The sequence below is a fragment of the Pseudomonas sp. LJDD11 genome, from assembly GCF_024584215.1.
In the GTDB taxonomy this organism is placed as follows: Bacteria; Pseudomonadota; Gammaproteobacteria; order Pseudomonadales; family Pseudomonadaceae; genus Aquipseudomonas.
On the sequence record NZ_JANJFL010000022.1, the window covers coordinates 26,643 to 51,411 of the forward strand.

Sequence of the window (24,769 nt, forward strand, 5' to 3'; positions counted from 1 at the left end):
AGCTGCGAAGCCTTTCGCGGCCAAAGCGGATCACCGCCCGGCCGCTGCTACAAGATAACCATTAAAAATCAATTGGTTGTAATTTGTGTGATGAAAGCGGCGGTCCCCCAAACGGCCCCGATCCTACTCCAGAACTTCCACCCGCATCCCCACCTCCAGCCGCCCTTCGCCATCGCTGACCAGGTTTTGCCCGAACAGGATTTCGTTTTCGATCAGACGGTAGCTCTTGAGGGTATTGAGCGGTTCGCGGTCGGGACTGCGCTGGCCGGTGGCGGGGTCGATGGTGGTCAGGACACAGCGCGAGCAGGCCTTGAGTACCCGCAACTCCAGTTCACCGATGCGGATGCGCTTCCAGCTGTCTTCGGCATAAGGCTCAGCGCCGCTGATCACCAGATTGGGCCGAAAGCGCAGCATTTCCTGCGGCCGGCCGATACGCGCAGAGAGATCGTCCAGAGACCCCTGACCAATCAGCAACAGCGGAAAACCATCAGCGAACCCGACTTTGTCGTCGATCGTACCGTAACCATCGGGCAGCCAGCGTGCACGGGCCTGAGGGACATGCACCACCCGCACTGGTTTGCCAATGAAGGCACTGGCCCACTCGGCCGCCTCGTCACCGGCGTCCGGCACCTGCAAGCTGTCACGCCATACGGTGACACCGCGCAGGTTATCGGCCCGGTCTTCAGGCAACGCCACATCAAGCGCCGTGAAGCCTGGCGCTGAGAATGTGACGCCGCCAGAGGCATTCCACAGCACCGACAACTGCGACATGTGCGGCAATGCACGCTGGGTGAGAAAACGCCCGGTAGCGGCATCGACCAGCATCCAGCGCCGGTCGCCAACCAGCCCCAAGGCATCGAAAGCGGCGCTGTCGAGCACCTCGGGTTTGCACGACTTCAAGGGATAGCGGTAAAGCGCACTCAGTTGCAACATGGCCTGTTCCTGGTGGAGTTCAGGCCACAGATTACACTGGCCTCAGCCGTACACCATCACCAACCGTTCACGAACAACGTCGACCAGCTTGTCCGGCTGGAACTTGGACAGGAAGTTATCGCAACCGACTTTCTTGACCATCGATTCGTTGAAGCTGCCCGACAGCGAAGTGTGCAACACCACATACAAGCCCTTGAGCCGTGGGTCGTTGCGAATCTCGGTGGTCAGTCGGTATCCGTCCATTTCCGGCATCTCTGCGTCGGTGAACACCATCAGCAGCTTCTCGTTCATGTCCTGGCCGGTGTCGGCCCAGGCTTTGAGCATGTTCAGCCCCTTGAGACCATTGCTGGCGGTATGCAGCTTGATGCCGAGCTGCGACAAGGTATCGCGCAACTGGTTGAGTGCGACCTTGGAATCATCCACCAGCAGAATTTCCAGACCCTTGGCGCGTTCCAGAATCGGATCCTCAAGCTTTTCGGTCGACACCCGGGCGTTGTAGGGCACGATCTCGGCCAGCACCTTCTCGACATCGATGACTTCGACCAGTTGGTCGTCGACCTTGCTGATCGCGGTCAGGTAGTGCTGGCGACCGGCGCTGGCCGGCGGCGGCATGATGGCATCCCAATTCATGTTGATGATGCGGTCCACGCCGCCCACCAGGAACGCCTGCACCGAGCGGTTGTATTCAGTGACGATAATCGTGCTGTTCGGGCCCGGCACCAGCGGCCGCATGCCGATCGCTTGTGACAAATCGATAACCGGCAGGGTCTGGCCGCGCAGGTTGACCACGCCACAGACGAACGAATGGCGTTGTGGCATGAGCGTCAGCTTGGGCAGCTGCAGCACTTCCTGAACCTTGAAGACGTTGATCGCAAACAACTGGCGGCCCGCCAGCCGGAACATGAGGATTTCCAGGCGGTTCTCGCCCACCAACTGGGTACGCTGATCCACTGTGTCGAGAATGCCAGCCATGTAGAACTCCTGAAGCGTTAATGACGATACGTCTGCCCGGTGTATCGGCCGAAGCCGCTCAGACCTTAGCCTGTGCACCCGGGCTTTATCGCGAAATGGCAACCCACTGACTCCACCCGACACCTGATCAGACAACCGCCGGCGATCATTGATATCATATTAGCATCATGCTTTACTGGCTTTACCTTGCCAACTGCCTTGACGATATATATGTCGTTACGGGTCAGATCTTTTTTCAAGTATCAAAGAATTTGATGCTAGGGGTAACCCTGAGTCCAACTCAGGGCAAACCTGATATTCGCCTTATTCAATAGATATTATTGTGACACCATTCTCAATACATGAATGGAGTCAGGCTGTTGTTGTGCGTGCAGGCTCAAGCCCTGCCCCATGCGCGGCCGCCAAGGGGCAATGAAGCAAGCCTGCGCATCAAGGATCAAGTCGACGGCTGAGATTTTCGGCACTGGCTGGCTAATGCGTGCCGATAGACATCATATAGCCACCGCCGAACAATATTCAGAATCCCCCTACAGACTTTCAGCTGAAATGGACATTAACTGTCTGGCATTCCCCGCGAGCGCTCTGTCTACGCGATCGATGAAGTACGGAGACCCAGAATGCTGAACAGTAATCAATGGCAGCAGCGACATGACCAGGTGCTGGATGAATGCCTGAGGTTGCTGGACCGCTCCGAAGACTGCCTGGCGCATCTGGAGATGATCGCCAACGACAAGGACGCTATCAAAGGCCTGCAAAGCACCTTGCGCTCACTCACCGAGAAAGCCGTCGGCGCAGCACTGCACAGTACCGCCAGCTTTGCTGGCCAGTTGCAGCAACAACTCGAAGGCCTGGGTGATGACATGCTGCAGCACGAAGCCCTGCGCACACTCAGAGACTGCCTGGGCCTGCTGGCCTGGCAACTGGAACTGATTGACCCGCAGACCGGCGAGCTGGGCATGGACGACAGCGAACAACACGAACTGCTCAACCGTCTTGCCGACCAGACCCGCGCAGCACCCAGGGCCGGTTGTTGATGCGGGGCAGACAAAAATATCCACACGCAACAAGCAAGCCTTACGCTATCAATCAGCACAAACGCATTGCCGATGGTTTCGATATCAGGCATATCTTCGTTCATCAATACGGTTAAGTATTGCATTGCGATAACAGTTTGCTTGTCTGTAGCGCCCCATTGGGTCGCTGTCGCCGTGGACCACCAGCCAAGACTTTTCAATGATCGCCTTAATACCCCTGCGCAACCTGATCTCTCGCTTGCGCCCTACGGGCAACCGTTATGCCCTGATACTGACAGCCGCACTCGGGACACTCGCCATCCTCGTCAACATGCTGGTTTATTGGCGTACGCAGACACTGCCCGGCGCGTTGTTGCTGTTCAATCTGGTGACCTTCATCATACTCTGGCTGCCACGGCTGGGCGCACGCCAGGACGTTTGCCTGACTCCCGTTGAACTGGCCGAACACATGTTGCAGGTGCAAAAGACCGAGCGCCAACGAATCAGCCGCGAACTGCACGACGATATCGGCCAGATGCTCACTGCCGCCCGCCTGCAACTCGACTGGTTGCAACGGCGCCTGCCGGACGATTGTCACGAACAGGGACGATTGCTCAATCACACACTGCAAGAGACGCTGGACAAAATCCGCGACCTGTCGAGCATCCTCAATCCGCGCCAGCTCTCAAGTCTGGGGCTGGAAGCGAGCCTGCGCTCGCATCTGGTACGCACCCTGGCCGACAGCGAGGTACGCTGGACCTTCGACTGCCCGCAACCGCTCAATGGCATTGCAGAAGAGATCGCCGTTGCCGCCTTCCGGATTACCCAGGAAGCGGTAACCAACATGCTGCGCCATGCTCAGGCACGCAACCTGGTGGTGCGCCTGCAACGTCTGCCCCACGGCTTGTCGCTGTTCATTCAGGACGATGGCCAAGGTTTCGAGCCAGCCTTGAGCCCCGCCCAGGAAAACCAGCGCGGTATCGCCGGCATGAGCGAACGGGCGTGCCTGCTCGGCGGCGCCTGGTCGCTGCACAGCGAACCAGGCGTCGGCACTCGTATTGAAGCCGTTTTCCCGTGGGCCCCACGCAACCCGCAACGGGCCCGCCCGCACAAGACCTGATCATGACCTGCACACTCTTACTGATCGACGACCACTCCCTGATCCGTGCCGGCATCCGCGCCATGGTTGCCGACATTCCCGGCTTCAGCGTGATCGGCGAAGCCGCTGACGGTGACCACCTGCCCGAACTGGCCCTGAGCCTGGACCCGGATATCGTCCTGCTGGACATCTCGATGAAGCAAACCAGTGGCCTGGATGCCCTGCAACAGCTATTGCGGGCAAGACCGCACAGCAAAGTGCTGATCATCTCGATGCATACCGAACCGGCACTGATCATGCGCGCCTTGCAGACCGGCGCCCACGGCTACCTGCTCAAAGACACCACCGCAACCGAGCTGCAGCACGCGCTCCTGGCGCTGGCAGCGGGCGAGCGCTATCTCAGCCCGGCGATTGCCCACACCGTCATCAATCAGGCGTTGCTCGGGACGCCGAGCCTGCCTCTGAACACCCAGGACAGCCTCAACCTGACGGCCCGGCAACTGGAAATCCTGCGCCTGATCGTGCGCGGCAAATCCACCCGGGAAATTGCCTCGGGCCTGGGCCTGTCGGTCAAAACCGTCGAGACCCACCGCGCGCAAATCATGAAGCGCTTGCAGATCTACGACATCGCAGGCCTGGTGCTGTACTGCGTACGCGAACGAATCATCAGTCTGGACGACTGAGCCACGGCGTCTCACTGTCGCCCAACAGCGCCGAACCGGCTGGCAAATGCACCATCAAGGCAGCATGACGCGCCTCGAAACGCAGGTGCTGGCAGTTGAGGGGTTCGCCATCGAGGTTGATATCCAGCCCGTGGACTGACTTGAGCTCGATCCAGGGCAGGCGGGCCCGGACGAACATGTTCTCGATACCCAAGCCGCCGGCCAGCAAACCTTTCAGGGTGCCAACCAGTTCCTGTGGGGCCGGCAGGATACTGATGTCCAGCAAGCCATCGTCGGCCAGCGCATTGGGGCATAGCACATGACCGCCGCCGGCCTGTCGACCGTTACCGATGCCCAATGCCAGCAATTCTCCGGCCCAGTGAAAGTCTGGACCGCTCAGTTCGCCATAGGCCGCATGCAGCTCACTGAAACGGGTCAGCCCAGTAAACAGGTATGCAGCGCCGCCGAGCACCTTTTTCAGGTCTTCGGAGGTATTGGCCGTCACCTGGCTGCCAAAGCCGCCGGTGGCCATGTTCAGAAACAGTCGCCCATCGACCTCGCCCAGATCGACGGCGCGCGCCGGCACGTCCAGCAGATCAAGTGCTGCATCGACCTCAAGCGGCACACCAGCGGCGTGGGCAAAATCGTTGGCAGTGCCCAGCGGCAGAATCACCAGGCTCACAGGCTGATCAGCCGTACGACTGAGCGCCAGCGCTTCGGCGATATCGCGCAGGGTGCCGTCGCCGCCTCCGGCGATCACCTGCCGATGACCGGCGGCCAAGGCTTCGGCAACCAGCCGCTGGGCATCACCGGCTTCCCAGGTCAGACGCACATCAAGCTCCCACCCCTGCTCGCGCTTGCGGGCAACCGCATCGCGGACCTGCTCGTTGAGCGACTGCTTGCCATGAAGAATCAGAATCGCTCTGCGTTGTGCCATGACACTCCCCTGTGTTTGATCAAAGGTTGCTGTCTATCCCGCGACTCTCGGTTCGGTGCATGACAGGTCTGCTTATGACCCCGGACGAAGTGAAAGCGCTCGCGGCTTCGAAGATTTTTTTATCCGGGCGCCATGGCCTCGTTGCCCCGTGTTTATTGAGCCATATTGCCATCAGGCGCCTTGACACGCTCTAGCGCCGGCAAAACCCGGACGAGAAACTCCACGTTTTCTGTTGCATGAGCTTTACTGTCAAAAAAGCTGCTCAAGGAGGTTTGCGCTATGAATCAAGGACTCATCCCGCAACACAACGGTAATACGCCTACCGACCGTGCCCGGGCCAATGCCCGCATGACCTCCTCCTGCAGCCAGACCGCCACATCCTTGACAGACGCCAGACCCACCTCGACTTATTGACCCACACCGCTACTGATCAGCCATGGATCGATACCCAACCAAAGGATTAATAGCAGTGAGTGAGCGCTATGCGTTTACAACCCGTTGACAGTCTTTCCCTGACCCGTACCAGCCTGGTCGAATACTTCCTGTTTGGTATCCGTCTGGCCCATGGTCTGGCCTGCATTCTGCCAGGGCTGGTGATTCTGGCCCTCGACCCCGCAGCACCCGCAGATGCCGCCAAAGGGCAACTGGGCATGCTGCTGGTGTTCGGCATCCTCAGCGTGGTGGTATTCCAGGCCTTGGGGGTGTATTCCGAAGCGCTGTTCAGCAACTCGGTGCGCCTGCGCATGATCGTGTTTGCCTGGACCGCCGCATTCGGTCTGCTGCTGATCATGCACCACATGATGGATGTGCTCGAAGCGGTCGATCAGGACCAGCTGTTGCTCTGGTATCTGGCGACTCTGGGATTGCTGAGCATCGTGCGGCTGATGCTGCTGGTGCTGTTCCGTCAACAAATGAAAAAGGGCGTATTCCTGCAGACGGCGGTGATTCTCGGCGCGACGGAGAACGGCCTGCGGCTGGCCGAGTATCTGGTCGAACATCAGGACATCCGTTCCGGGGTCATCGGTTTTATCGACGATCGCATCGGGCGCATGCCCAAGACGGTCGCCAACCTGCCTTTGCTGGGCAACACCGGCGACCTGGAGCGGCTGATCCGCGAAGACAAGGTCACTCAGGTGCTGGTGGCGCTGCCATGGACTGCAGAAAACCGCATGGACTACATCATTCGCGAACTGCGTCGCCTGCCGGTCAATGTGTTGCTGGTGCCAGACATGATTGCCTTCCGGCACACCCACAACCGCATCACGGAAGTGGCCAGCCTGCCGATGTTCAACGCCTCCGATGTGCCGCTCAGTGGCTGGTCGCCGTTCATCAAGCGTGCCGAGGATATCGTTCTGTCGTCGCTGGCCATCCTGGCCCTGTCGCCACTGATGCTGCTTATCGCTGTCGCGATCAAACTCGACTCCAAAGGGCCGGTGCTGTTCCGCCAGAAACGCTACGGCTACAACAACCGCCTCATCGAGGTATTCAAGTTTCGCTCCATGCATCAGCACCAGGCTGATGCCTCAGCGGAAAAACAGACCACCCGCAACGACGCCAGGGTTACGCGGGTCGGGCGCTTCATCCGCAAGACCAGCCTGGATGAGCTGCCACAGCTGTTCAATGTAGTGGCCGGCAGCATGTCAATGGTGGGCCCGCGCCCCCATGCCACAGCCACCAAGGCGGCCGGCATTCTCTTCGAGCAAGCGGTGAAGGAGTACACCTCGCGCCACCGGGTCAAACCTGGCATTACCGGCCTGGCGCAGATCAAGGGCTACCGGGGTGAGACAGATACCGTCGAGAAAATCGAGAAGCGCGTCGAACTTGATCTTGAGTACATCGAAAACTGGTCCGTCTGGTTCGATCTCTACATCCTTCTGCGCACTGTTCCGGCAGTGCTACTCAACCGAGAGGTCTATTGATGAGCACCCTCATCCCCTGCATCGTCGCCGGTGGTTCCGGCACCCGACTCTGGCCGGTCTCTCGCGAAGCCATGCCCAAGCCGTTCATGCGCCTTCCCGATGGCGAAAGCCTGCTCCAGAAAACGTTCAACCGCGCCACCCACCTGCCGGGTGTCGAGCGCCTGCTGACCGTCACCAACCGTGAGGTGTACTTCCGCACGGTGGACGACTACCGCCCGTTGAACAAACAGCGGGCAAAACTGGACTTCATCCTGGAACCTGCCGGGCGCAACACGGCCCCGGCGATTGCCGCCGCGGCCTTGCATGTATCGACACTTTACGGGGCCCAAAGCCAGTTGCTGATTCTGCCGGCCGATCACCTGATCGCTGACGTGCCAGCGTTCGAGGCGGCGGTGGCCCGCGCCCGTGAGCTGGCCGAGCAAGGCTGGCTGGTGACCTTCGGTATTCTGCCCGACAAGCCGGAAACCGGCTTTGGCTACATCGAAAAGGGCCAGGCGCTCAACGGCGCCGGTTATCAGGTCGCGCGCTTCGTTGAAAAACCTGATGCCGCTACTGCCAAGGCCTGGGTCGATGGCGGTCTGCATCTGTGGAACGCCGGGATGTTCTGCCTGCGTGTCGATGTGCTGCTGGCAGAGCTGCAAGCCCATGCCCCCGACGTACTGGAAGCGGTGCAAGCGTGCCTGGACAAGAGCACCAGCAAGCAAGGCAGCAATGAATTGCAGCTCGAACTGGACGCTGAGCTGTTCGCTCAGGTGCCGGATATATCCATTGACTATGCGCTGATGGAGCGTTCGGCCAAGGTCGCGGTAGTGCCCTGCCAACTGGGCTGGAGCGATATCGGTTCGTGGCAGGCGCTGCGCGAGCTGACCCCGGCCGACGCCAATGGCAACCAGTTCAATGGCGAGACTGTTCTGCACGACGTGCATAACTGCTACATCGACTCGCCCAAGCGGCTGGTCGGTGCGGTGGGGCTGGAAAACCTGATCATCATCGACACCCCCGATGCGCTACTGGTCGCCGATGGCAACCGCACCCAGGATGTGAAACTGATCGCCCAGCAACTCAAGCGTCAGAACCACGAGGCCTACCGCCTGCACCGCACAGTGACCCGGCCATGGGGCACCTACACCGTGCTGGAGGAAGGCAAACGCTTCAAGATCAAGCGCATCGTGGTTCACCCGCAGGCTTCGCTGTCACTCCAGATGCATCATCACCGCAGTGAACACTGGATCGTGGTCAGCGGCATGGCTACCGTCACCAATGGCGAACGCGAATTCATGCTCGACACCAACGAGTCGACCTTCATCAAACCCGGCCACACCCACCGGCTGGTCAACCCCGGTGTCATTGACCTGGTGATGATCGAAGTACAAAGCGGTGAGTACCTGGGCGAGGACGATATCGTGCGCTTTACCGACATTTATGGACGAGTGCCGGCCCAGGCCAACAAGGCCTGACCCTGGCGAAATGCAGAATTGCCCGCACCACCCGGCGTGGGCAACCGGACAGCGTTGCATCCTGGAATCGACAGACAGGGATTGTTGAGGTTTCACCAAGGCGATACTGAAACAGCAACAGCCCCGATGTCGACATGACTGTTTTTCCCCGTCAGGGAGCTGTATTCATGCATCAGAAACGTTCACGGCTCTTGCAGAGCTTGCTGGTGGCAACCAGCGTACTGGCACTGAGTGCCTGTAATACTCCGGCCAGGGTTGGCCTGCCGGAGGACCAGGCCGTGATCGAGGCTGCGCAGAATGCCGGCCGCGAACTGGCCGGCAAGCCGCTGCCGGCCCAGAAGATTCGCTCTGGTGACACCCTGCGGATCGTCCGCAACACCGGTGAACCACCGACCATCTCGGCGTTCACCGCCAACTCGATTTACGAGCTGACCCTGTTTCAGGTGCTCACCGATGGCACCTTCTCGTACCCCTATATCGGTACTGTGCAGGCCGCCGGCCTGACCGTGCCGGAACTGACCCGACAATTGCAGAGCCGTCTGGAGAGCGTGTACCGCGAGACGGCGCTGACCATCAATATTTCCCAAGCGCCGGGCAACACCGTGTTCGTCGGTGGTGCGGTGCGCAACTCGGCGTCACTGCCGGTGACCGTGGCCACCACTCTGGACCAGGCGATTGTTGGCGCCGGCGGCGTGGCACCCGACGCCGATGCCCGTCAGGTGGCGCTGCTGCGCCTGGAGGATAACGGCCTGTATAAGACTTACCTGTTCGATTACAGCAAGTTCCTCTGGGCCTCCGCCGAAGCCCCGCGAGGGCCTGTGTGGCTGCAACGCGGTGATGTGGTGTTCGTTCCCAAGTCCTCGGTCGGCAACAAGGTCGACGGTGTCAACCTGTACTTCAACCAGTTGATCCCTTTCGCCAAATCGATCGGTCTGGGCCTGAACTACGAGTTGCGTAGTCAAAATTAATCGTCAGGGAATCAGACATGATCAGTATCCGTTCCTTTCGCGACCTGCTGCGCCTGTTCTTTATTTTCCGGCGAGAGGTCCAGACCACCGTCCTGGTGAGCTTCATCATCGTCGTGCTGGGCGCTTTCATTCTGCCCAACCGTTATGAGTCCACTGCCCTGCTGCTGGTCAAGCCGGGCCGCGACAGCAGCACGGTGCCGATCGAATTGTCCAACCGCCAGGCCATCGTGGTGCCCAGCGCCATGCGCGACCCACTACTCGATGAAGAGCGCATGCTGACCGGTCGACCCATCACCCGCACGGTGGCCGAGCAATACTTGGCGAAAATGTCCGAAGCCCGGCAGGACGCGGGCTTCATGACCTCGGTGAAGAACCTGCTCAAGGACTCGGTGTATGCCGTGGTCGATACCGGCCACAAGTTTCTGGAACTGATCGGTCTGGTCGAGCGGCGCTCCCAGATCGAGCGACTCGCCGAGTCCCTCGAAAAAGGCTTCAAGGTTCGCCACGATCCGGGCTCTTCGGTAATGGAGCTGACCTTCACCTGGGATGACCCGGCGGTGGCCCAGGACGTGCTGCGCCACTGGATCGAGGAGTATCAGGTACAACGCACCAAGACCCTGGGCCGGGTCAGCTTGTATGCCTTCTTCGACACCGAGGTCAAGGAAACCGGCGCCAACATCATCGCCTACAAGCAACAGATCCAGGCCTACCTGAACCAGCTCAGTGCGGTGAGCATCGCCCAGCGTCTGGCCGACACCTCTCAGGGTCTGAACGATCTGCGCACCGAGCGTAACAACACCATCCGCGCCATCGCCTCGACCAAGGCCGGCCTCGACACCCTGAGCAAACAACTGGCCAGCCAGCCCAAGACCGTCTCGGCCGGCCGCGAGCTGTCACTCAACCCCAACCGCCAGGATCTGCAGAACCGGATCAACGCCAAGGAAGTCGAGCGCCAGGAACTGCGTCGTTCGTTCCGCGACACGGCGCCGCCGGTCAGGGCTATCAACGAGGAAATCGACAATCTCAAGCAACTGCTCAAAGAGCAGGACGCGACCATCCAGCGCTCGGAAAGCATCACTCCCAACCCGATCTACAACCGCATGCAGAACGTCTACGCCGACCAGCAGACCAGCTACGCAAGGCTGCAGACGCAACTGGCCCAGCAAGACGCACAACTGGCACAACTGGAAAAGGACCGGCTGCTGGCCTTGAGCCTGGAGCCGGAGCTGTCACGCCTGCAGAACGAGCTGGATGCCGCCGAAAAAAGCTACGCGTTGTACAGCGACAGCCTGGAAAAAGCGCGCATCGACCGCGAGCTGGATAACAGCCAGATCAGCAACATCGCGTTGATCGAAGAAGCCACCTTCAACCCCAGCCGGGTCTTCCCCAAGAGCCTGCTGATGCTGGTGCTGGCCTTGCCGCTGAGCTTGCTGGTGGGTCTGCTGGCACTGTACTTCTTCTACCTGCTCGACCAGCGCATCCACGATGGCGAAAAAATCGAGAGCCGCTTTGGCGTGCCGGTGTGGACCAGCCTGCCAGACCTGGAGCGCGCCCAGGAACGCAGCGCGGCGTTCACCTCGCACCTGCACCGGGTCTACGGCATCCTGCCGCTGGGCCAGGTCAAGGAGCGCGGCCTGGCGATCGGCTTTACCTCTGAACACAAGGGCGAAGGGGTGAGGTTCGTCATCGAGCGGCTTGCCGCCATGCTGGCCGAACATGGCCATACCGTGCGCACCGAAGGACCAGGGCCGGCCAGCCCCGGCGAGATCGTGCTGATCAATGCCTCGGGCCTGTATGGCAACGACAAGACCTTCGTACTGCTGCGTGAAGCCGACCTGATTGTGCTGATCGTGCGCGCAGAACAGACCACCGTGCCGATGCTCGAAGACGCGCTGACCACCCTGAACACCGCCTTCAAGCGGGTCGACGGCATCATCCTCAACCGCCGCCGCTTCGAAGTCCCGGAGAAAGTACTGAAGTTTTTCAAACGCATCGGGAGTCGTGGCTGATGCGCGTGGCCCTGATCGCCCCATTGCCGCCCGAGCAGAACGGCATCGCCGACTATGCCGGCCATTTGCGCAACGCCCTGCAGGCGCTGGACGTGGAGGTGGTCACGCCGTTGCAAGGCGTGGGCAACGATCCGCGCCAAGCCCGCCAACGCATCGCCGACAGCAATTGGCAAGGCATTGACCTGGTGCATGCCGAAATCGGCGGCGGACGGCTGGCCGAGTTCCGCGCCTTGCAGGCGCTGCGCGAGCGTTTCGCCCAACTGCCGTTGACCGCCACAGTGCATGACCCGGAACGGCTGGTGTGGCGCCTGGAAAAGCTGCCCTGGCCGCTGTCACTGGCCGAACACCTGCCCTCGCCCGTCCCTCAGGCAGCCACCCTGCTGGCTGACCCGTTGTGCCTGCGCGAGGAACGCCAGCTGGCGCGCAGCATGACCCGTCTGGTGACGCTGACCCGCGCCGGCAGCCAGAGCCTGCGCCAGCGCATGGGCTTGCACGAGCAACAAATGGTGGTGATCAACCACGGCAATCTGGCCATCGAGCCACAGCCGCTGCCGCCGCTCCAGCCGCTGCGGCTGTTGTACTTCGGTTTTATCTATCGCGGCAAAGGCATCGAAGACTTGCTCGACGCGCTGGCCAGCCTTTTTGTCAGCCAGCCGGCCTTGCGCGCCAAAGTGCGTCTGACCCTGGCCGGTGGCAGCGAGCCGGAAATGGCTTTCGCCAGCAAGGGCAGCTACCTCGAGGAGCTGCGCCTGCGCATTCGTCAGTTGGGCTTGAGCGACCTGATCGACTGGCAACTTGACCTGCCTGGCGACCAGATTGCCCCGCTGATCCAGGCCCATCATCTGATGGTGCTGCCGTACCGCGAATCCAGCAAGCTCAGGCTGCTGGGCGAATTGCGCGGCACCAGCGGCGCACTGTCGTGGGCAGTGGCATGCGGCCGCGGGGTGATCACCTCCGACGCCCGCTCGTTTGCCGAAGAGGTGTCGCACGGCAACGGCACGATCTACCCGCAAGGTGATGTGCAGGCGTTAAGCAAGGCCCTGGCGCAAGTTTGCAGCGACCCTCAGTTGGCTGCGCAGTGGGCTGCCAGCGCTGCGCAACTGGGCCAGGCGCGGCAGTGGCAGCACACCGCCGAACGTTTCCGCGACATGTTCCGCCAGGCCTGCGGGCAGAGGTGAACCATGCTGAATGGCACATGCAAAAAATGGCTGTACTGCGCATTGCTGGCCGCAAGCCTGGCGCCGTCTGCGGCACTCAAGGCCGAAACGATCCTCAAGGCCTCGCGGCCGGTGGAGTGGCAGGATTTTCTCGGTGTCAATGTGCAGTTCCCGTACTTCACCCCGGACATCTACCAGCAACAGATGAATCGCCTCGACGCGCTGGGCCTGAACTGGGTGCGCCTGACCCTGCACTGGCCGCTGATCGAGCCACGCAAGGATCAACTGGAACTGAGCACCGTGGACGCCGCAATGAGCGCGATGCACGAGCGCGGTTACAACGTGCTGGCGTATCTGGTCGGCTCGGCGCCGTTTGCCAGCAGCGCACCGGCCAATGCCGAAGGCCGCGACCAGTTTCCGCCAACCGACTTCGGTCTGTTCGCCACCCGCATGGCCAGCCTCGCCCAGCGCTATCCACAGGTGAACACCTGGCAGGTGTGGAACGAGCCCAATATTGTCTGGCGCCCCAAGGAAGACCCGGTGGCTTATGCCCGTCTGCTGGCCGTCAGCACCGAGGCGATTCGCAAGGCCGTACCCGGCAAGCCGGTGGCCACCGCCGGCATGGCCTATTACAGCCAGATGCACAGTACCCCCGGCTACATGTTGCAGACCCTGGTCGAGGGCGGGCTGGGTCAGCAGACCGTGGTCGCGGCCTATCACCCCTACTCCGAATACCCTGAAGGCGACTCGCCAGCCGACCGGGATTTTCTGGTGCGCGGCAACGCCATGAACCAGTTGCTGCACAGCAATGGCGTGCAACAGGTGTGGGCCACCGAATGGGGCTGGTCGAGCTACGCAGGACCGGTGGAAATGCAGGCGATCATCGGTTTGCGTGGCCAGGCCGACTACACCCTGCGGCGCCTGGCACTGATGAGCACGATGGACTACCAGCGCATTTTCCTGTTCAACCTCAGCGACCTGGACGAACGCGCCACCGCCCGTGACCAAGGCTATGGACTGGTGGACCTGCAAGGCAATCCGAAACCTGTGTACCTGGCGTTGCAGAACTTCCTGAAAATCACCGGCCCGCGCTTGTTGCCCGCCGACCCGCCGGCGGTCAGCAGCGTGCCCCGCGACCTGTACGCCGTGTCATGGAGCCGCCCGGACGGCAGCCAGTTACTGATGACGTGGAGCGCTTCGGCCGCCTCGCTGAGCTTCCCAAGGATTTTCGATGCGGTGCTGCACGACCCGCTGGACGGCACCCGCACCTCACTGGCCAACCGCCAGGGCATTACCCTGACGCTCAAGCCGTCCCTGCAGATTCTGGAGTGGAAGCCCTGACCATGCGCATCCTCTGGACCCTGCCCTATCTGCCGTGGCCGACCACCAGTGGCGGCAAGACCCGGGAATATCACCTGCTGCGCAACCTGGCTGCGCGCGGTCACCGGATTACCTTGCTGGTGCAATCCAAGACCGCCCTGGAGCAAGACTGCCGACAGGCCATGGAACCCTGGCTGGAACGCCTGATCGTGCTGCCGCGTCGACCGCTGCGCAGCCTGCGCACGCTGCTGGCCGTCGGCCTGGCGCCGGTGCCGATGCTGGCCAGCGTCAACGGCTACGCGCCGCAACTGGAGCAGGCGTTCGAAACCCTGCTGGAGGAACACTGGGACGTGATCCAGATTCAACACACCTACGCCTTCCAGCCGTTCGAAGCCGCGCTCAAGCGCAGCGGCAAGCCGTTCATTCTCACCGAACACAATGTCGAATCGGCGCTCGGTGCAGCCAGCTACGACAAACTGCCCGGCTGGCTGGCGCCCTTCACCTGGTACGACCGCTGGCGTTACCGGCGCTGGGAAACCCGGGTGTTCCGGCAGGCCAGCGAGTTGATCTCGGTGACCGAAGCCGACGCCAAGGCGCTGTCCAGGCTCAGTGGCAAACCGGTGTCGATCGTGGTCAACAGTGTCGATTGCGGCTACTACGCCAGCGTGCATCCCGACCGCGAGGGCAGCAACCTGCTGTTTATCGGCAACTATGAATATGCGCCGAACGTCGATGCCGTGCATTGGGCGCTGGACACCATCATGCCCCGGGTATGGGCGCTCAAGCCCGACGTGCGACTGACCATCGCAGGCTTCGCCCTGCCCGCTGCATGGCGCGAACAATGGCCTGACCCGCGCCTTGAATGGCTGGGCTACGTTCCTGACCTGCGCGCCCTGCAAAGCCGCTCGACGCTGTTCTTCGCGCCGCTGCGCCAGGGCGGCGGCTCGAAGCTGAAAATTCTCGAAGCCATGGCCGCCGGCCTGCCGGTGGTGACCACTGCCCAAGGTGTCTCGGGCCTGGCGGTCAGGCACCAGGAACATTATCTGGGCAGTGAAGACCCCCAAATGCTGGCGCAACTGATCGCCGACTACCTCGACACGCCGCTGCGCCTGGCACAGATCGGCGAGGCCGGCCGCGACTATGTGCGCTCGCGGCACGACTGGTCGGTTTCAGCAGCCCAGCTCGAAGGGATTTACACCCGGCTTACGCCCCCGACGCCAGGAGTGCGCCCATGCGTATAGGACTCGATTATCGCGCCGCTGCGGGTTATCCCGTCAGCGGCATCGGCCGCCAGAATTTCGCTCTGGAAGATGCGCTGCGCAGCCATCCCGGCTCCAGCCTGCAACTGTTCGGCGTGGCGCCAAGCGACCACCCGGTGCGTCGGCGCCTGCATGCGCCGCGCTGGTCAACGCCAATCGACTCGGTGCATCGCCTGCCTGAGCGGTTCAAGTTCGAAGGGCTGTTTCTGCCTGGCGCGCTGCGCGACGCTGAGGTGCAGTTGTATGTCGCCAATATCAACATGGGCCTGCCGCTGGGCCGCAAGCCGCCAGGCTTGAAGTATGTGCTGCAATTGCACGACCTGTTCCAGTTAACCGAGAACAACCACCACGGCTCACAACTGAAGGCGCGGGTCTACCGGTTCACCGACCGGCTTTCGATCATCCACTCATTAAAGGTTGCCGATCAGGTCTGGGTGCCGTCGCAGTACACCGCCAACGAGACCCTGCGATTGTTCCCATGGGTGGCAGGCAAGCTGCGGGTATTGCCGCACCTGGTTGAGGGTTTTGCCGGGGAGCCGGCAGATATCAGCGCCTTGCAGTTACCCGAGCGCTATTGGCTATGCGTCGGTACCCGCGAGCCGCGCAAGAATATGGCCTGGTTTGTCGAAGCCTGGCAGACCGCCCGGCGGCGCTACCCGAACATCCCCGAGCTGGTGCTGGTCGGCGGTGATGACGCCCTGCATCCCAATCAGCGCAGCCTGGCCGGCCTGCATGTGCTGCGCGGGATTGGTGACGACCAGTTGCATGCCGTGTATCAGCAGGCCGAACGCCTGTGGCACCCATCGCGGGCTGAAGGCTTCGGCCTGCCGGTGATCGAGGCGCTGAGGGTCGGCACGCCGGTGGCGGTGGCCAGCGGCAGTTCGCTGGATGAAATCACTCCGCCCGACAGCCCGCGCTTTGCGCCCGCTGACTCTGACGCACTGATTCGGCTGATGGGCGTGCTCGCCAGTGCCGCCAGCGAAGACTCGCAGCCGCTCAAGGACTGGGCTGGGCGCTATGGCCGCGAGGCATTCAGGCAGCGGATTCACGCGGCCCTGGAGGAGTTGCGCTAATGCCCATTGCCCTGCCCGTCGGGCTGATCCTGGCGCTATTCATCGGTCTGCTGATCTGGCTGGCACCGGTGCAGATGGTGCTGTTGGTGCTGGCCGGGCTGGCCTCGGTCGTCACGGTGATCCGCCGCCCGACCCTGGGCCTGCTGCTGTTTTGTGTGCTGGGCACTTTCATCCCCTACTCCACCATCCAGATCGGCGTGCGGACCACGGTTTCCGAAGCGATGATCATGCTGACCTGGGCCAGCTACCTGTTGCAGGCGATGTTCTTCGACCAGCCCAAGCGCCCGCCCATGCAGCGCACTGAGCGGCTGCTGCTGATGCTGATGCTGTTCAGCGCCTTTCCGTTTCTGGTCGGTCAGGTTTCAGTGGTGGCCGAGGGCAATGGGCCGATCAACTGGGTGCGCTGGCTGTTCAATCTGTCGATCCTGTTTCTGGTGCCGCGGCTGCTGCTCGAGCGCCAGACTCTGGAGCAACTGATCATGTGCCTGATGCTCGGCACCCTGGCGATGTTGCTGATGTCGATTCCGGTGTTTCTTGCCGAGCGCAGTGCCACAGCGATGATCCCGATCCTCGGCGTACTGGGCTACAGCGGCGTGGATGTACTCAATAGCAGCCTGTTGGCGCTGGCTGACCGGATGGGCTCACCCTGGATGCACCCTAACGTGGCCGGCGGCGCTCTGGCAATGCTGTTGCCGCTGGCGTTCTGCTACGGCCTGAGCCGCAGCGGCGGCCCGCGCAGCATCGCCCTCGCCGTTGCCGTACTCGGCGTGATCGGGCTGCTGCTGACCGGCTCGCGGGGGGCGTTGATCAGCCTGGTCGCGGTGATGCTGTGGATGGCCCGCCGACGCATCCCGCACCTGGGGCGCATCCTGCTCGGCGGGGTGTTTGCCGGCACTGCATTGCTGCTGCTCTATCCACCGCTGCAAGACCGGATCATGAGCCTGTTCTCCGACGATGACGTCAGTACCGCGATCCGTTTTCTGGAGTACAGCCACTTCCCTGATGCCGTGGCCATGTTTCCGTTCGGCATCGGCTTCAAGGTCGACCCGCCGGTACTCAACTACACCGAATTCGGGATTTCCAACCTGTGGCTGAACTTCGTCTACAAACTCGGCCTGCCGGGCATGCTGCTGTTCATTGCCATCACCACAAGCTGGTGGAAGCAGGTGCGGCCGGCCAAGGGCCCTATCGTGCTGACCGCTGACAACTGCATTGCGCTGGGCACCACCTGCGGCGTGCTGGCGGCGCTGTTCAGCGGCCTGTTCGACCACTATTTCAGCTTCACACCGGTCCTGAGTGCGCTGTTCTGGCTGTTCGTCGGCATCAGCCTGCACGAGAACCGGCGCCTGCACCAACAGGCCATCGCCTCATTCAAATCCCACGTTGCCAGACCCGAACAGGGAGAGCGCCCATGAAACATCGCCTGATGCACTCGCACAATCTGCGACAGGCCCTGCCCGAATACGCCGAGAAAATGGGCGTCAGCCTTGATGATCTGCAAGCGGCTTATGAATGGATGCTGGCCAACGAGGTGTGTTTCGAGACCCAGGTCAAAGACACCACGCTGTCGTTCATCTGCTACCTGAATATCGAGCCGCGCATCGAGCATCCGTTGGCACGGCGGTTCTATCGCCTGCTGGCCAGTGAGATGCACGGCGCATTGATTCCGCTGTACGGCATCAACTGGCCGACCCTGCGCGACCGCATGCTGCGGGTCTGGGAGCAGCTCTACAACATGCTCATCTGCAAGCTGCCCAGCCATCATCTGCGCTTGGCCTGGTTGCGCCTGGGTGGCGCCAAGATCGGCAAGGGCTCCACCGTGTGGCGCAACACCGAAATTCTCGGCGTGGACAGCTTGCGCATCGGTAATGACAGCACCGTGGGCTGGCACTGTCAGTTGGATGCCCGCGGCGGGCTGATCATCGGTGACCACGTCACCATCGCCTCTCATGTGCTGATCATCGCCGGCGGTCATGACCTGAAAGAGCCGGAGTTCTGGGCAGTCGGCGGGCCGGTATGGATTGGCGACTACGCCTGGATCTGCAGCCGCGCACTGCTGTCGTTCGGCGCTGACATCGGGGAAGGCGCGGTGGTGGGCGGGGCCAGCGTGGTCTCCAAACCGATCCCGCCCTATGCCATCGTCAGCGGGCCGAATGCCGAGATCAAAGGCGAGCGCGCCCGCAACCTCAATTACAAGGTGGGCGGCAAAGGCCTGTTCACCTTGTTCCACTGACCCACCGCAATGCTCGGTTCGACCCTGTGGCTGACCCTGGCCACCCTGACCGGCCTGGCGGCAGGTTTTGCCCGCGAGTGGCTGCTGGTGGCGGCTTGGGGGGCTGGCAGCCAGAGCGATGCATTTCTGGTGTCGATGTTCCTGCCCGAAGCCCTGCGCATGTCACTGGCCGGCGGCTTGCTCAGCGCCGCCGCCCTGCCGCTCTATCAACAGCGTGACGACCAGCGGCAACACCGTTGGCTGGCAGCGCTGACTACCCACCTGCTGCTGGCCGCGTTGCTACTGAGTGGCTTGCTGAGTCTGGGCGCCGGGTTGTGGGTACGTTTGATCGGGCCGGGCCTGGACACCGGAGCCTATGACCAGGCAGCCGGCAGCCTGCACTGGCTGGCCTGGTGCGCACCGGGTTTTGTCCTGCATGGATTGCTGTGCGTGCCGTTGCAGGCCAGCGCAAGGTTTGTCCTGGCCGGGCTGGGTTCGCTGTTGTTCAACCTGCCGCCGGTGGTGTATCTGGCGATCATGGGCCAGGCGGCAACGCCTGATGGCGTGGCGGGCGCCTGCCTGCTGGGCAGTCTGCTGATGCCCGGGGTGTTGCTGCCCAGCCTGTATCGCCTGGGCTGGCGACCGTGGCGCGGCGACGCAGAGCCCGGCGCACTGCGCGAGTTACTGCAACGGATGGGGCCGTTGCTGGGCAGCAACCTGGCCAGTCAGGGCCTGGCGTTACTGGAGCGAATGGTCGCCTCGCTGCTGGGCGAAGGTGCAGTGACCTGGATCAACCTGGCGCGCAAGTTGATCAACCTGCCGTTGATTGCGCTGATGAGCCTGAACCAGGTGCTGCTGGGGTTGATGAGTGGCAGCGCCGGTCAACAACGCCTGGCGCTGCTGCGCCGCGGGCTGGCCAGCGCCACCTTGCTGACCTTGCCGGCCGTGGCCGGGTTGATCGGCGCAGCCGGCGCGCTGGTGGTGTTGTTGCTGCCGCAACAGACCCACGCGGCGCCATTACCGGAACTACTGGCCTGGTTTGCCACGCCGCTGTTGTTCAACGCCTGGAATGCCTTGCTGGCGCGCTATGCCTACGCAGGCGGCGATACCCGTCTGCCGCTCGGTTGCGAGTTGGCCGGCAGCCTGTGCAACGCGCTGCTGCTGGGGCTGTTGCCGTGGTGGTTGGGCGTTGAGGGAATTGCTTTGGCTGCCTTGGGCGGCGCACTGCTGACCGGAATCTTGCTGTTACGCCGTCAGGGGCTTGGCCAGGTCGCGCCATGGCGCAGCCACTGGCCGCTGGCAGCGCTGGCGATGGGCGTTGCGGCGCTGGTGTTACATCCCTTGCAGTCGGTGCCGCTGCAACTGGGGCTCAGTACCTTGTATGGATTTTTGTTGCTGTCGGGTATGGCACTGTGGCTTAAACCCTGGCGGGCGGATCTTGGTTAAAACCGGTTGCCAGAGCAATCAGGTTTGCACGCGGCGCGCCTTCGGGCGATGGAAAATCCTTCATCGTGTTGCTTGAACTGCAGGTTTCGCCCGCTTGCTCCGGTCTTGGTCCCGCCCTTCGGGACGGGATTCCCTCATTCCGACACCGCAGAACCGGCACGCGCCGATGTGCCGTCCTGGCACAGCGGCGCTTGCTCGGCATCCATGCCTCGCACCCAATTCTGCGGCGCCTCCATTCGGCCAGCGCCAATCGTCGGGTTCGGCGGCGTCTGTGCCATCTCGGCTCAAAGATCAACGGCAACGGCAACGGCAACGGCAACGGCAACGGCAACCGGGAGCCTGTTCCCTAAACTGATCGGCATTACCCCGCAGAACCAGTCGCTTCTATATTTCCCGCAGCGGCTACCGGCTTGCCCTGATACCCCGAACAGATCCGCTTCAACGTCTGGCGCAGCCAACGATGGGCCGGGTCTTTATCGAACCGTGGATGCCAGGCCTGGATGACCACCACTTGTTCCAGCTCCAGCGGCAGTTCGAAGGCGCGCATGCGCAAGCCCATGGTTTGCAGGCCCCAGATCACCGGCTCCGGCAACGGCAACAACAGGTCGGAGTCAGCAATACCAAAGATCGCCGAGTGAAAATGCGGGGTGATCAATGCCACCCGCCGTTGCAGGCCCAACGCCGCCAGGGCCGTATCGATCGGACCACGGGCACGGCCGCGGCGTGACACGCTGACATGGTCGTAGGCAGCCAGGCTTTGCGGGGTAATAGAACCTGCAAAGATCGGATGCTCTTCGCGCGCCAGGCCGCAAAACCTCGAAGTGAACAGGTTCTGAACCTTGATTTCGGGACCGAAGTTACGCCGTGAGGCGATATACAGATCGATACGCCCTTCCCTCAAGGCATCGTCGTCATCGGCCCCCTCGGGCACAAAGCGCAAGGTGCAGCCTGGCGCGTCTTCACGCAGGGCATCCATCAGGCGGGCACCGAACGAACCGAAAAATACGTCGTTCGAGCGCACGTTGAAGCAGCGCTCCAGAGTGCTCATGTCGACCTCGTCGCGGGCCTGGAACACTTGCGCCGCCTGTTCGACCAGTTCGCGGACCTGGGCTTGCAAGGCCAGCGCCCTGGGCGTGGGCACCAGCCCACGGCCGGCGCGCACCAGCACCGGATCGCCCAGCGCCTCGCGAATGCGCGTCAGGGTACGGCTCATCGCCGCCGGGCTCAGGTGCATGCGCCGCGCCGCGCCGACCACGCTGCCCTCTTCGAGCAAGGCATCAAGTGCGATCAAAAGATTAAGATCCGGGAGCAGCATGGCATCATCCGTTGTCAGAGGCGGTGATGATAACGCGAAGCACAAGCCAGACGGGTCGCTCCCGCCACGCAAATCGCGCATCATGTGCAGTGTGCTGAATGGAGAACGTCATGCGCTTGATATCCACTGTAGTGCCGCTTGCGGCGTTGTCTTTGAGCCTGTCGTTCAGCGCCATGGCCAACGCCGGCGAAGAAACCCGCCTGCTGGAGGCGATCAACAGCTACCGCAGCCAGGTTCAGCCTTGTGGTAATCAGGCCTCGGCCGAGCTACCGCCGCTGGCGGCCGACCCGCGTCTGATCATGCCGGTGAGCAACACCAGCGATCTGCAGCAAGCCATGACCCGCGCCTCTTACCCGATGGTCACCGTGCAGGCCATCACCCTGTCCGGCCCGCGGGATGCCGATGCCGCCATGCAGGCGGTGCGCGAGAGTTTCTGCCAGGTGGTACTTGATCCACAGTTTGTCGATATAGGCGTGAGCCGTGAAGGTCGCGACTGGCGCATTGTTCTGGCTCGGCCACTGCTGACCGCACGGTTGCGCGACTGGCAGAGTGAAGGACAGGCCTTGTTGAGCTTCGTCAACACCGCTCGCAGCCAGCCCCGCCAGTGCGGTACCCAGGCCTTCGATGCAGCCCAGCCGCTGGCCTGGAATGCCAGCCTGGCCGGTGCCGCAGAGGGCCATAGCCGCGCCATGGCCAACAATAATTTTTTCGATCACAAAGGCCGTAATGGCGATACCCCGGGCGACCGGGTCGAGCTGGCGGGCTATCAGGCCCAGCAAGTGGGAGAAAACATCGCCGCAGGCCAGGATAATGCACGCAAGGTGGTCGACGGCTGGTTGGCCAGCCCCGGCCATTGCGCAACCCTGATGAATCCGGCTTATCGCGAAGTCGGCGCGGCCTACGCCGCCGATCCGAAAAGCGATGCCGGCATCTACTGGACCGCGCTGTTCGGCACGCCTTCGGGTAACGTCAGCGAATAATCTGGAAGGCCGTTGAAAAACGTAGGCGCGGCAGCCAGTGCAAGGCAAAAACAGGCGAGCAAGCGCAGTTTACGGGTTGTAAATGAGCATTTGACCGGGCTGGCGTTCCAGCCTGTTTTTAACGCAGCAATGGCGCGCGTAGCGCCGTCGGCGCCCAGCCAGCAGGTAGTTTTTCAACAGCCTGTTAGCGCCGCACCGCCATACTCTGCGGAGCCAGAAACGCCTCATTGAAATACGTGCGCACCACCTGCATCACCGGGCTCAACTCCCGTTCGCGGTGCCAGGCCAGGCCGACACTCATCGGCGGCACCCCGTCGCTGACCGTCCGGGTCTCGATGCGCTTGCCCTCCAGCGACCATGGGCGGTGCACCAGGTCCGAGAGAATCGCCACCCCGCTGCCATTGGCGACCATGCTGCGCACCGCCTCCACTGAGCTGGTCCGCACCCGCACATCGGGTTGTTGCCGGGCCTGGCGCCAATAACGCATGGCACTCTCTTCAGCCTCATCGACGGTCAGCAAGATAAACGGCTCGCGGGCGATATCAGCCAGGCTCACCAGCGGCTGCTCGCACAACCGATGACGGCTCGGCACCCACAGTCGGCGCTCGGAGTTGAACAGCGTTTCGGAAACGATATCGGGGTGCGTAAGGTTGGCGGTCAGCACCACAGCCATGTCGAAACAGCCGTCGAGCAGCCCGTGTTCGATGGCTTGACGCTCGCGCTCATGCACTTTGATTTGTACGGCCGGGTGCAGCTGTTCCAGTCGTTGCAGGTGGTGGGGCAGAAAATAACCGATCACCGTGTAACTGGCAGCCAGATTCAACACCCCCTTGGCACAGGCATTGGGCATCGGGCTGCTCAACGCATCATCGACACTGCGCAGAATCACGTAGGCATGATTGAGAAAGTGCCGGCCGGCGTCGGTCAGGCTCATGCCCTGGGCCGAGCGCTGGAACAGCAAGGTGCCGAGCATGCTTTCCAGTTCCTTGATCGCCGTGGTGACCGCCGACTGGGAAATATTCAAGTGTATGGCGGCCTGGGAAATCTGCCCGATTTCTGCGGTAGCGACGAAGTAACGCACCTGGCGCAAGGTCAGAGACATTCAGCCTCCCGGCATTAGCTATCTGTTTTTCAGATGACACCCCCTCTATTAATAAATCTTCCCAAGGGGGCGCTGCAAAATCTAACGTGCCAGTCATGCACTCACAAGGACAGGGAGCAATTTGTATGCAGTCAGTGGACTTCAATTCGGACATGGGTGAGAGCTTCGGCCCGTGGACCATTGGCGATGGGGTCGATAACGAACTCATGGCACTGATCAGTTCCGCCAATATCGCCACCGGTTTTCACGCTGGCGACCCCGGCACCATGCGCCGTACGGTCGAGCGGGCGAAAAGCCTCGGCGTGGGCATCGGCGCCCATCCGGGCTTCAGAGACCTGGTGGGTTTCGGCCGCCGCCACATCAATGCCCCGGCTCAGGAACTGGTCGACGACATGCTCTATCAGTTGGGCGCACTGCGGGAAATCGCCCGCGCTCAGGGCGTCGGCCTGCAGCACATAAAGCCGCATGGCGCGCTGTTCATGCACCTGGCCCGCGACGAGGAGGCCGCACGGTTGTTGGTCGAAAACCTGCAGCGCCTCGAACCTCAATTGCTGCTGTATTGCCTGCCCGGCTCGGTGATTCATCGGGTCGCGCAAGAGCTCGGCCAGCCAGTGGTGCGCGAATTCTATGCCGACCGAGAATATGATCTGAGCGGCTCGATCGTATTCACCCGCAACGTGCGTGCGTTTGATCCGGCGGTGGTTGCCGCACGGGTGCTGCGCGCCTGCCAGCAAGGTCTGGTGCGCACCGTCGAAGGTCAAGACCTGGCGGTTTCGTTTGATTCGGTCTGCCTGCACAGCGATACGCCCGGCGCGCTGGACCTGGCTGAAGCCATCCGGCAGATGCTCGATGAGGCAGGCATACAGGTAAGATCACCGCGCTGAACCGGCACGCTGGCAGATATCCAGATCTGGCAAGCGACCTTGCGCTCAATCA

The 24,769-nt window shown here is 62.0% G+C and carries 22 protein-coding genes; 17 read left to right on the plus strand and 5 right to left on the minus strand.

What is annotated here, in order from left to right; genetic code table 11:
* Positions 1–123 precede the first annotated feature (123 nt).
* Together NRB16_RS21545 and NRB16_RS21550 are read right to left on the minus strand one after the other, a co-directional pair.
* The gene (locus NRB16_RS21545) at positions 124–933 is read right to left on the minus strand and encodes an MOSC domain-containing protein (protein WP_045493329.1); all 810 of its coding nucleotides are present in this window, start codon (positions 931–933) and stop codon (positions 124–126) included.
* Between the two features lie 42 nt (positions 934–975).
* Positions 976–1,905 (minus strand): chemotaxis protein CheV, encoded by a 930-nt coding sequence (locus NRB16_RS21550; protein WP_045493332.1) that lies wholly within the window; start codon positions 1,903–1,905, stop codon positions 976–978.
* A gap of 617 nt (positions 1,906–2,522) precedes the next feature.
* Here NRB16_RS21550 and NRB16_RS21555 point away from each other — a divergent pair.
* From NRB16_RS21555 to NRB16_RS21565, 3 genes are all read left to right on the plus strand, one after another.
* Positions 2,523–2,939 carry a hypothetical protein gene (locus NRB16_RS21555; protein WP_045493335.1) on the plus strand — a complete coding sequence of 139 codons (417 nt, stop codon included), beginning with the start codon at positions 2,523–2,525 and terminating at the stop codon, positions 2,937–2,939.
* A gap of 199 nt (positions 2,940–3,138) precedes the next feature.
* A complete protein-coding gene (locus tag NRB16_RS21560) occupies positions 3,139–4,038 on the plus strand; it encodes a sensor histidine kinase (protein WP_373568493.1) in 900 nt (299 codons plus the stop codon).
* 2 nt (positions 4,039–4,040) lie between these two features.
* Positions 4,041–4,700, plus strand: a complete 660-nt coding sequence (locus tag NRB16_RS21565; RefSeq protein ID WP_045493341.1) for a response regulator transcription factor — start codon at positions 4,041–4,043, stop codon at positions 4,698–4,700.
* Here NRB16_RS21565 and yegS read toward each other — a convergent pair.
* The gene (gene yegS, locus NRB16_RS21570) at positions 4,684–5,616 is read right to left on the minus strand and encodes a lipid kinase YegS (RefSeq protein WP_257106888.1); all 933 of its coding nucleotides are present in this window, start codon (positions 5,614–5,616) and stop codon (positions 4,684–4,686) included. The two genes, NRB16_RS21565 and yegS, sit on opposite strands and share 17 nt — an antisense overlap.
* Before the next feature lie 279 nt (positions 5,617–5,895).
* Between yegS and NRB16_RS21575 the strand changes: the two genes are divergently transcribed.
* The 12 genes from NRB16_RS21575 (at position 5,896) to NRB16_RS21630 (ending at position 20,436) form a co-directional block, all read left to right on the plus strand.
* On the plus strand, positions 5,896–6,030 hold the full coding sequence (locus NRB16_RS21575) for a hypothetical protein (protein ID WP_257106889.1): 135 nt from the start codon (positions 5,896–5,898) through the stop codon (positions 6,028–6,030).
* 68 nt (positions 6,031–6,098) lie between these two features.
* Positions 6,099–7,535, plus strand: a complete 1,437-nt coding sequence (locus NRB16_RS21580; RefSeq protein ID WP_257106890.1) for an undecaprenyl-phosphate glucose phosphotransferase — start codon at positions 6,099–6,101, stop codon at positions 7,533–7,535.
* Positions 7,535–8,992: a mannose-1-phosphate guanylyltransferase/mannose-6-phosphate isomerase gene (locus tag NRB16_RS21585; protein WP_045493350.1), complete on the plus strand. Its 1,458-nt coding sequence runs from the start codon at positions 7,535–7,537 to the stop codon at positions 8,990–8,992. Before NRB16_RS21580 ends, NRB16_RS21585 begins: the two co-directional genes overlap by 1 nt.
* A 167-nt stretch (positions 8,993–9,159) precedes the next feature.
* The gene (locus NRB16_RS21590; protein WP_373568494.1) at positions 9,160–9,960 is read left to right on the plus strand and encodes a polysaccharide biosynthesis/export family protein; all 801 of its coding nucleotides are present in this window, start codon (positions 9,160–9,162) and stop codon (positions 9,958–9,960) included.
* Between the two features lie 17 nt (positions 9,961–9,977).
* Positions 9,978–11,969 carry an LPS biosynthesis protein gene (locus NRB16_RS21595; protein WP_045493352.1) on the plus strand — a complete coding sequence of 664 codons (1,992 nt, stop codon included), beginning with the start codon at positions 9,978–9,980 and terminating at the stop codon, positions 11,967–11,969.
* Positions 11,969–13,147, plus strand: a complete 1,179-nt coding sequence (locus tag NRB16_RS21600; RefSeq protein ID WP_045493354.1) for a glycosyltransferase — start codon at positions 11,969–11,971, stop codon at positions 13,145–13,147. The genes NRB16_RS21595 and NRB16_RS21600 overlap by 1 nt, the downstream gene beginning before the upstream one ends.
* Before the next feature lie 3 nt (positions 13,148–13,150).
* Entirely contained in the window at positions 13,151–14,467 is a 1,317-nt protein-coding gene (locus NRB16_RS21605; protein ID WP_257106891.1) for a cellulase family glycosylhydrolase, read from the plus strand.
* Positions 14,468–14,469: 2 nt separating this feature from the next.
* Positions 14,470–15,687 (plus strand): glycosyltransferase family 4 protein, encoded by a 1,218-nt coding sequence (locus NRB16_RS21610; RefSeq protein WP_253141435.1) that lies wholly within the window; start codon positions 14,470–14,472, stop codon positions 15,685–15,687.
* Positions 15,678–16,778: a glycosyltransferase family 1 protein gene (locus NRB16_RS21615; RefSeq protein WP_045493358.1), complete on the plus strand. Its 1,101-nt coding sequence runs from the start codon at positions 15,678–15,680 to the stop codon at positions 16,776–16,778. The genes NRB16_RS21610 and NRB16_RS21615 overlap by 10 nt, the downstream gene beginning before the upstream one ends.
* Positions 16,778–18,193, plus strand: coding sequence for an O-antigen ligase (locus NRB16_RS21620; protein WP_257106892.1), 1,416 nt, complete (start codon positions 16,778–16,780; stop codon positions 18,191–18,193). The genes NRB16_RS21615 and NRB16_RS21620 overlap by 1 nt, the downstream gene beginning before the upstream one ends.
* On the plus strand, positions 18,190–19,011 hold the full coding sequence (locus NRB16_RS21625; RefSeq protein ID WP_045493363.1) for an acyltransferase: 822 nt from the start codon (positions 18,190–18,192) through the stop codon (positions 19,009–19,011). Before NRB16_RS21620 ends, NRB16_RS21625 begins: the two co-directional genes overlap by 4 nt.
* A gap of 9 nt (positions 19,012–19,020) precedes the next feature.
* Positions 19,021–20,436, plus strand: coding sequence for a lipid II flippase MurJ (locus tag NRB16_RS21630; protein WP_257106893.1), 1,416 nt, complete (start codon positions 19,021–19,023; stop codon positions 20,434–20,436).
* 361 nt (positions 20,437–20,797) lie between these two features.
* Here the strand turns inward: NRB16_RS21630 and NRB16_RS21635 are convergent, their stop codons facing one another.
* The gene (locus NRB16_RS21635; RefSeq protein ID WP_045493369.1) at positions 20,798–21,751 is read right to left on the minus strand and encodes a LysR family transcriptional regulator; all 954 of its coding nucleotides are present in this window, start codon (positions 21,749–21,751) and stop codon (positions 20,798–20,800) included.
* Between the two features lie 110 nt (positions 21,752–21,861).
* On the opposite strand from NRB16_RS21635, the gene NRB16_RS21640 reads away from it, so the two are divergent.
* Positions 21,862–22,731 (plus strand): CAP domain-containing protein, encoded by an 870-nt coding sequence (locus NRB16_RS21640; protein ID WP_045493372.1) that lies wholly within the window; start codon positions 21,862–21,864, stop codon positions 22,729–22,731.
* Positions 22,732–22,915: 184 nt separating this feature from the next.
* Here NRB16_RS21640 and NRB16_RS21645 read toward each other — a convergent pair whose 3' ends face one another.
* Positions 22,916–23,833 (minus strand): LysR family transcriptional regulator, encoded by a 918-nt coding sequence (locus NRB16_RS21645; RefSeq protein ID WP_045493375.1) that lies wholly within the window; start codon positions 23,831–23,833, stop codon positions 22,916–22,918.
* A 125-nt stretch (positions 23,834–23,958) separates the two neighbouring features.
* Between NRB16_RS21645 and NRB16_RS21650 the strand changes: the two genes are divergently transcribed.
* Positions 23,959–24,717 (plus strand): 5-oxoprolinase subunit PxpA, encoded by a 759-nt coding sequence (locus NRB16_RS21650; RefSeq protein ID WP_045493378.1) that lies wholly within the window; start codon positions 23,959–23,961, stop codon positions 24,715–24,717.
* The last annotated feature ends 52 nt before the right edge of the window (positions 24,718–24,769 follow it).

Coding starts and splice junctions, on each gene's coding strand:
- NRB16_RS21545 (WP_045493329.1), bottom strand. CDS start 933: ATGTTGCAACTGAGTGCGCTTTACCGCTATCCCTTGAAGTCGTGCAAA.
- NRB16_RS21550 (WP_045493332.1), bottom strand. CDS start 1,905: ATGGCTGGCATTCTCGACACAGTGGATCAGCGTACCCAGTTGGTGGGC.
- NRB16_RS21555 (WP_045493335.1), top strand. CDS start 2,523: ATGCTGAACAGTAATCAATGGCAGCAGCGACATGACCAGGTGCTGGAT.
- NRB16_RS21560 (WP_373568493.1), top strand. CDS start 3,139: ATGATCGCCTTAATACCCCTGCGCAACCTGATCTCTCGCTTGCGCCCT.
- NRB16_RS21565 (WP_045493341.1), top strand. CDS start 4,041: ATGACCTGCACACTCTTACTGATCGACGACCACTCCCTGATCCGTGCC.
- yegS (WP_257106888.1), bottom strand. CDS start 5,616: ATGGCACAACGCAGAGCGATTCTGATTCTTCATGGCAAGCAGTCGCTC.
- NRB16_RS21575 (WP_257106889.1), top strand. CDS start 5,896: ATGAATCAAGGACTCATCCCGCAACACAACGGTAATACGCCTACCGAC.
- NRB16_RS21580 (WP_257106890.1), top strand. CDS start 6,099: ATGCGTTTACAACCCGTTGACAGTCTTTCCCTGACCCGTACCAGCCTG.
- NRB16_RS21585 (WP_045493350.1), top strand. CDS start 7,535: ATGAGCACCCTCATCCCCTGCATCGTCGCCGGTGGTTCCGGCACCCGA.
- NRB16_RS21590 (WP_373568494.1), top strand. CDS start 9,160: ATGCATCAGAAACGTTCACGGCTCTTGCAGAGCTTGCTGGTGGCAACC.
- NRB16_RS21595 (WP_045493352.1), top strand. CDS start 9,978: ATGATCAGTATCCGTTCCTTTCGCGACCTGCTGCGCCTGTTCTTTATT.
- NRB16_RS21600 (WP_045493354.1), top strand. CDS start 11,969: ATGCGCGTGGCCCTGATCGCCCCATTGCCGCCCGAGCAGAACGGCATC.
- NRB16_RS21605 (WP_257106891.1), top strand. CDS start 13,151: ATGCTGAATGGCACATGCAAAAAATGGCTGTACTGCGCATTGCTGGCC.
- NRB16_RS21610 (WP_253141435.1), top strand. CDS start 14,470: ATGCGCATCCTCTGGACCCTGCCCTATCTGCCGTGGCCGACCACCAGT.
- NRB16_RS21615 (WP_045493358.1), top strand. CDS start 15,678: ATGCGTATAGGACTCGATTATCGCGCCGCTGCGGGTTATCCCGTCAGC.
- NRB16_RS21620 (WP_257106892.1), top strand. CDS start 16,778: ATGCCCATTGCCCTGCCCGTCGGGCTGATCCTGGCGCTATTCATCGGT.
- NRB16_RS21625 (WP_045493363.1), top strand. CDS start 18,190: ATGAAACATCGCCTGATGCACTCGCACAATCTGCGACAGGCCCTGCCC.
- NRB16_RS21630 (WP_257106893.1), top strand. CDS start 19,021: ATGCTCGGTTCGACCCTGTGGCTGACCCTGGCCACCCTGACCGGCCTG.
- NRB16_RS21635 (WP_045493369.1), bottom strand. CDS start 21,751: ATGCTGCTCCCGGATCTTAATCTTTTGATCGCACTTGATGCCTTGCTC.
- NRB16_RS21640 (WP_045493372.1), top strand. CDS start 21,862: ATGCGCTTGATATCCACTGTAGTGCCGCTTGCGGCGTTGTCTTTGAGC.
- NRB16_RS21645 (WP_045493375.1), bottom strand. CDS start 23,833: ATGTCTCTGACCTTGCGCCAGGTGCGTTACTTCGTCGCTACCGCAGAA.
- NRB16_RS21650 (WP_045493378.1), top strand. CDS start 23,959: ATGCAGTCAGTGGACTTCAATTCGGACATGGGTGAGAGCTTCGGCCCG.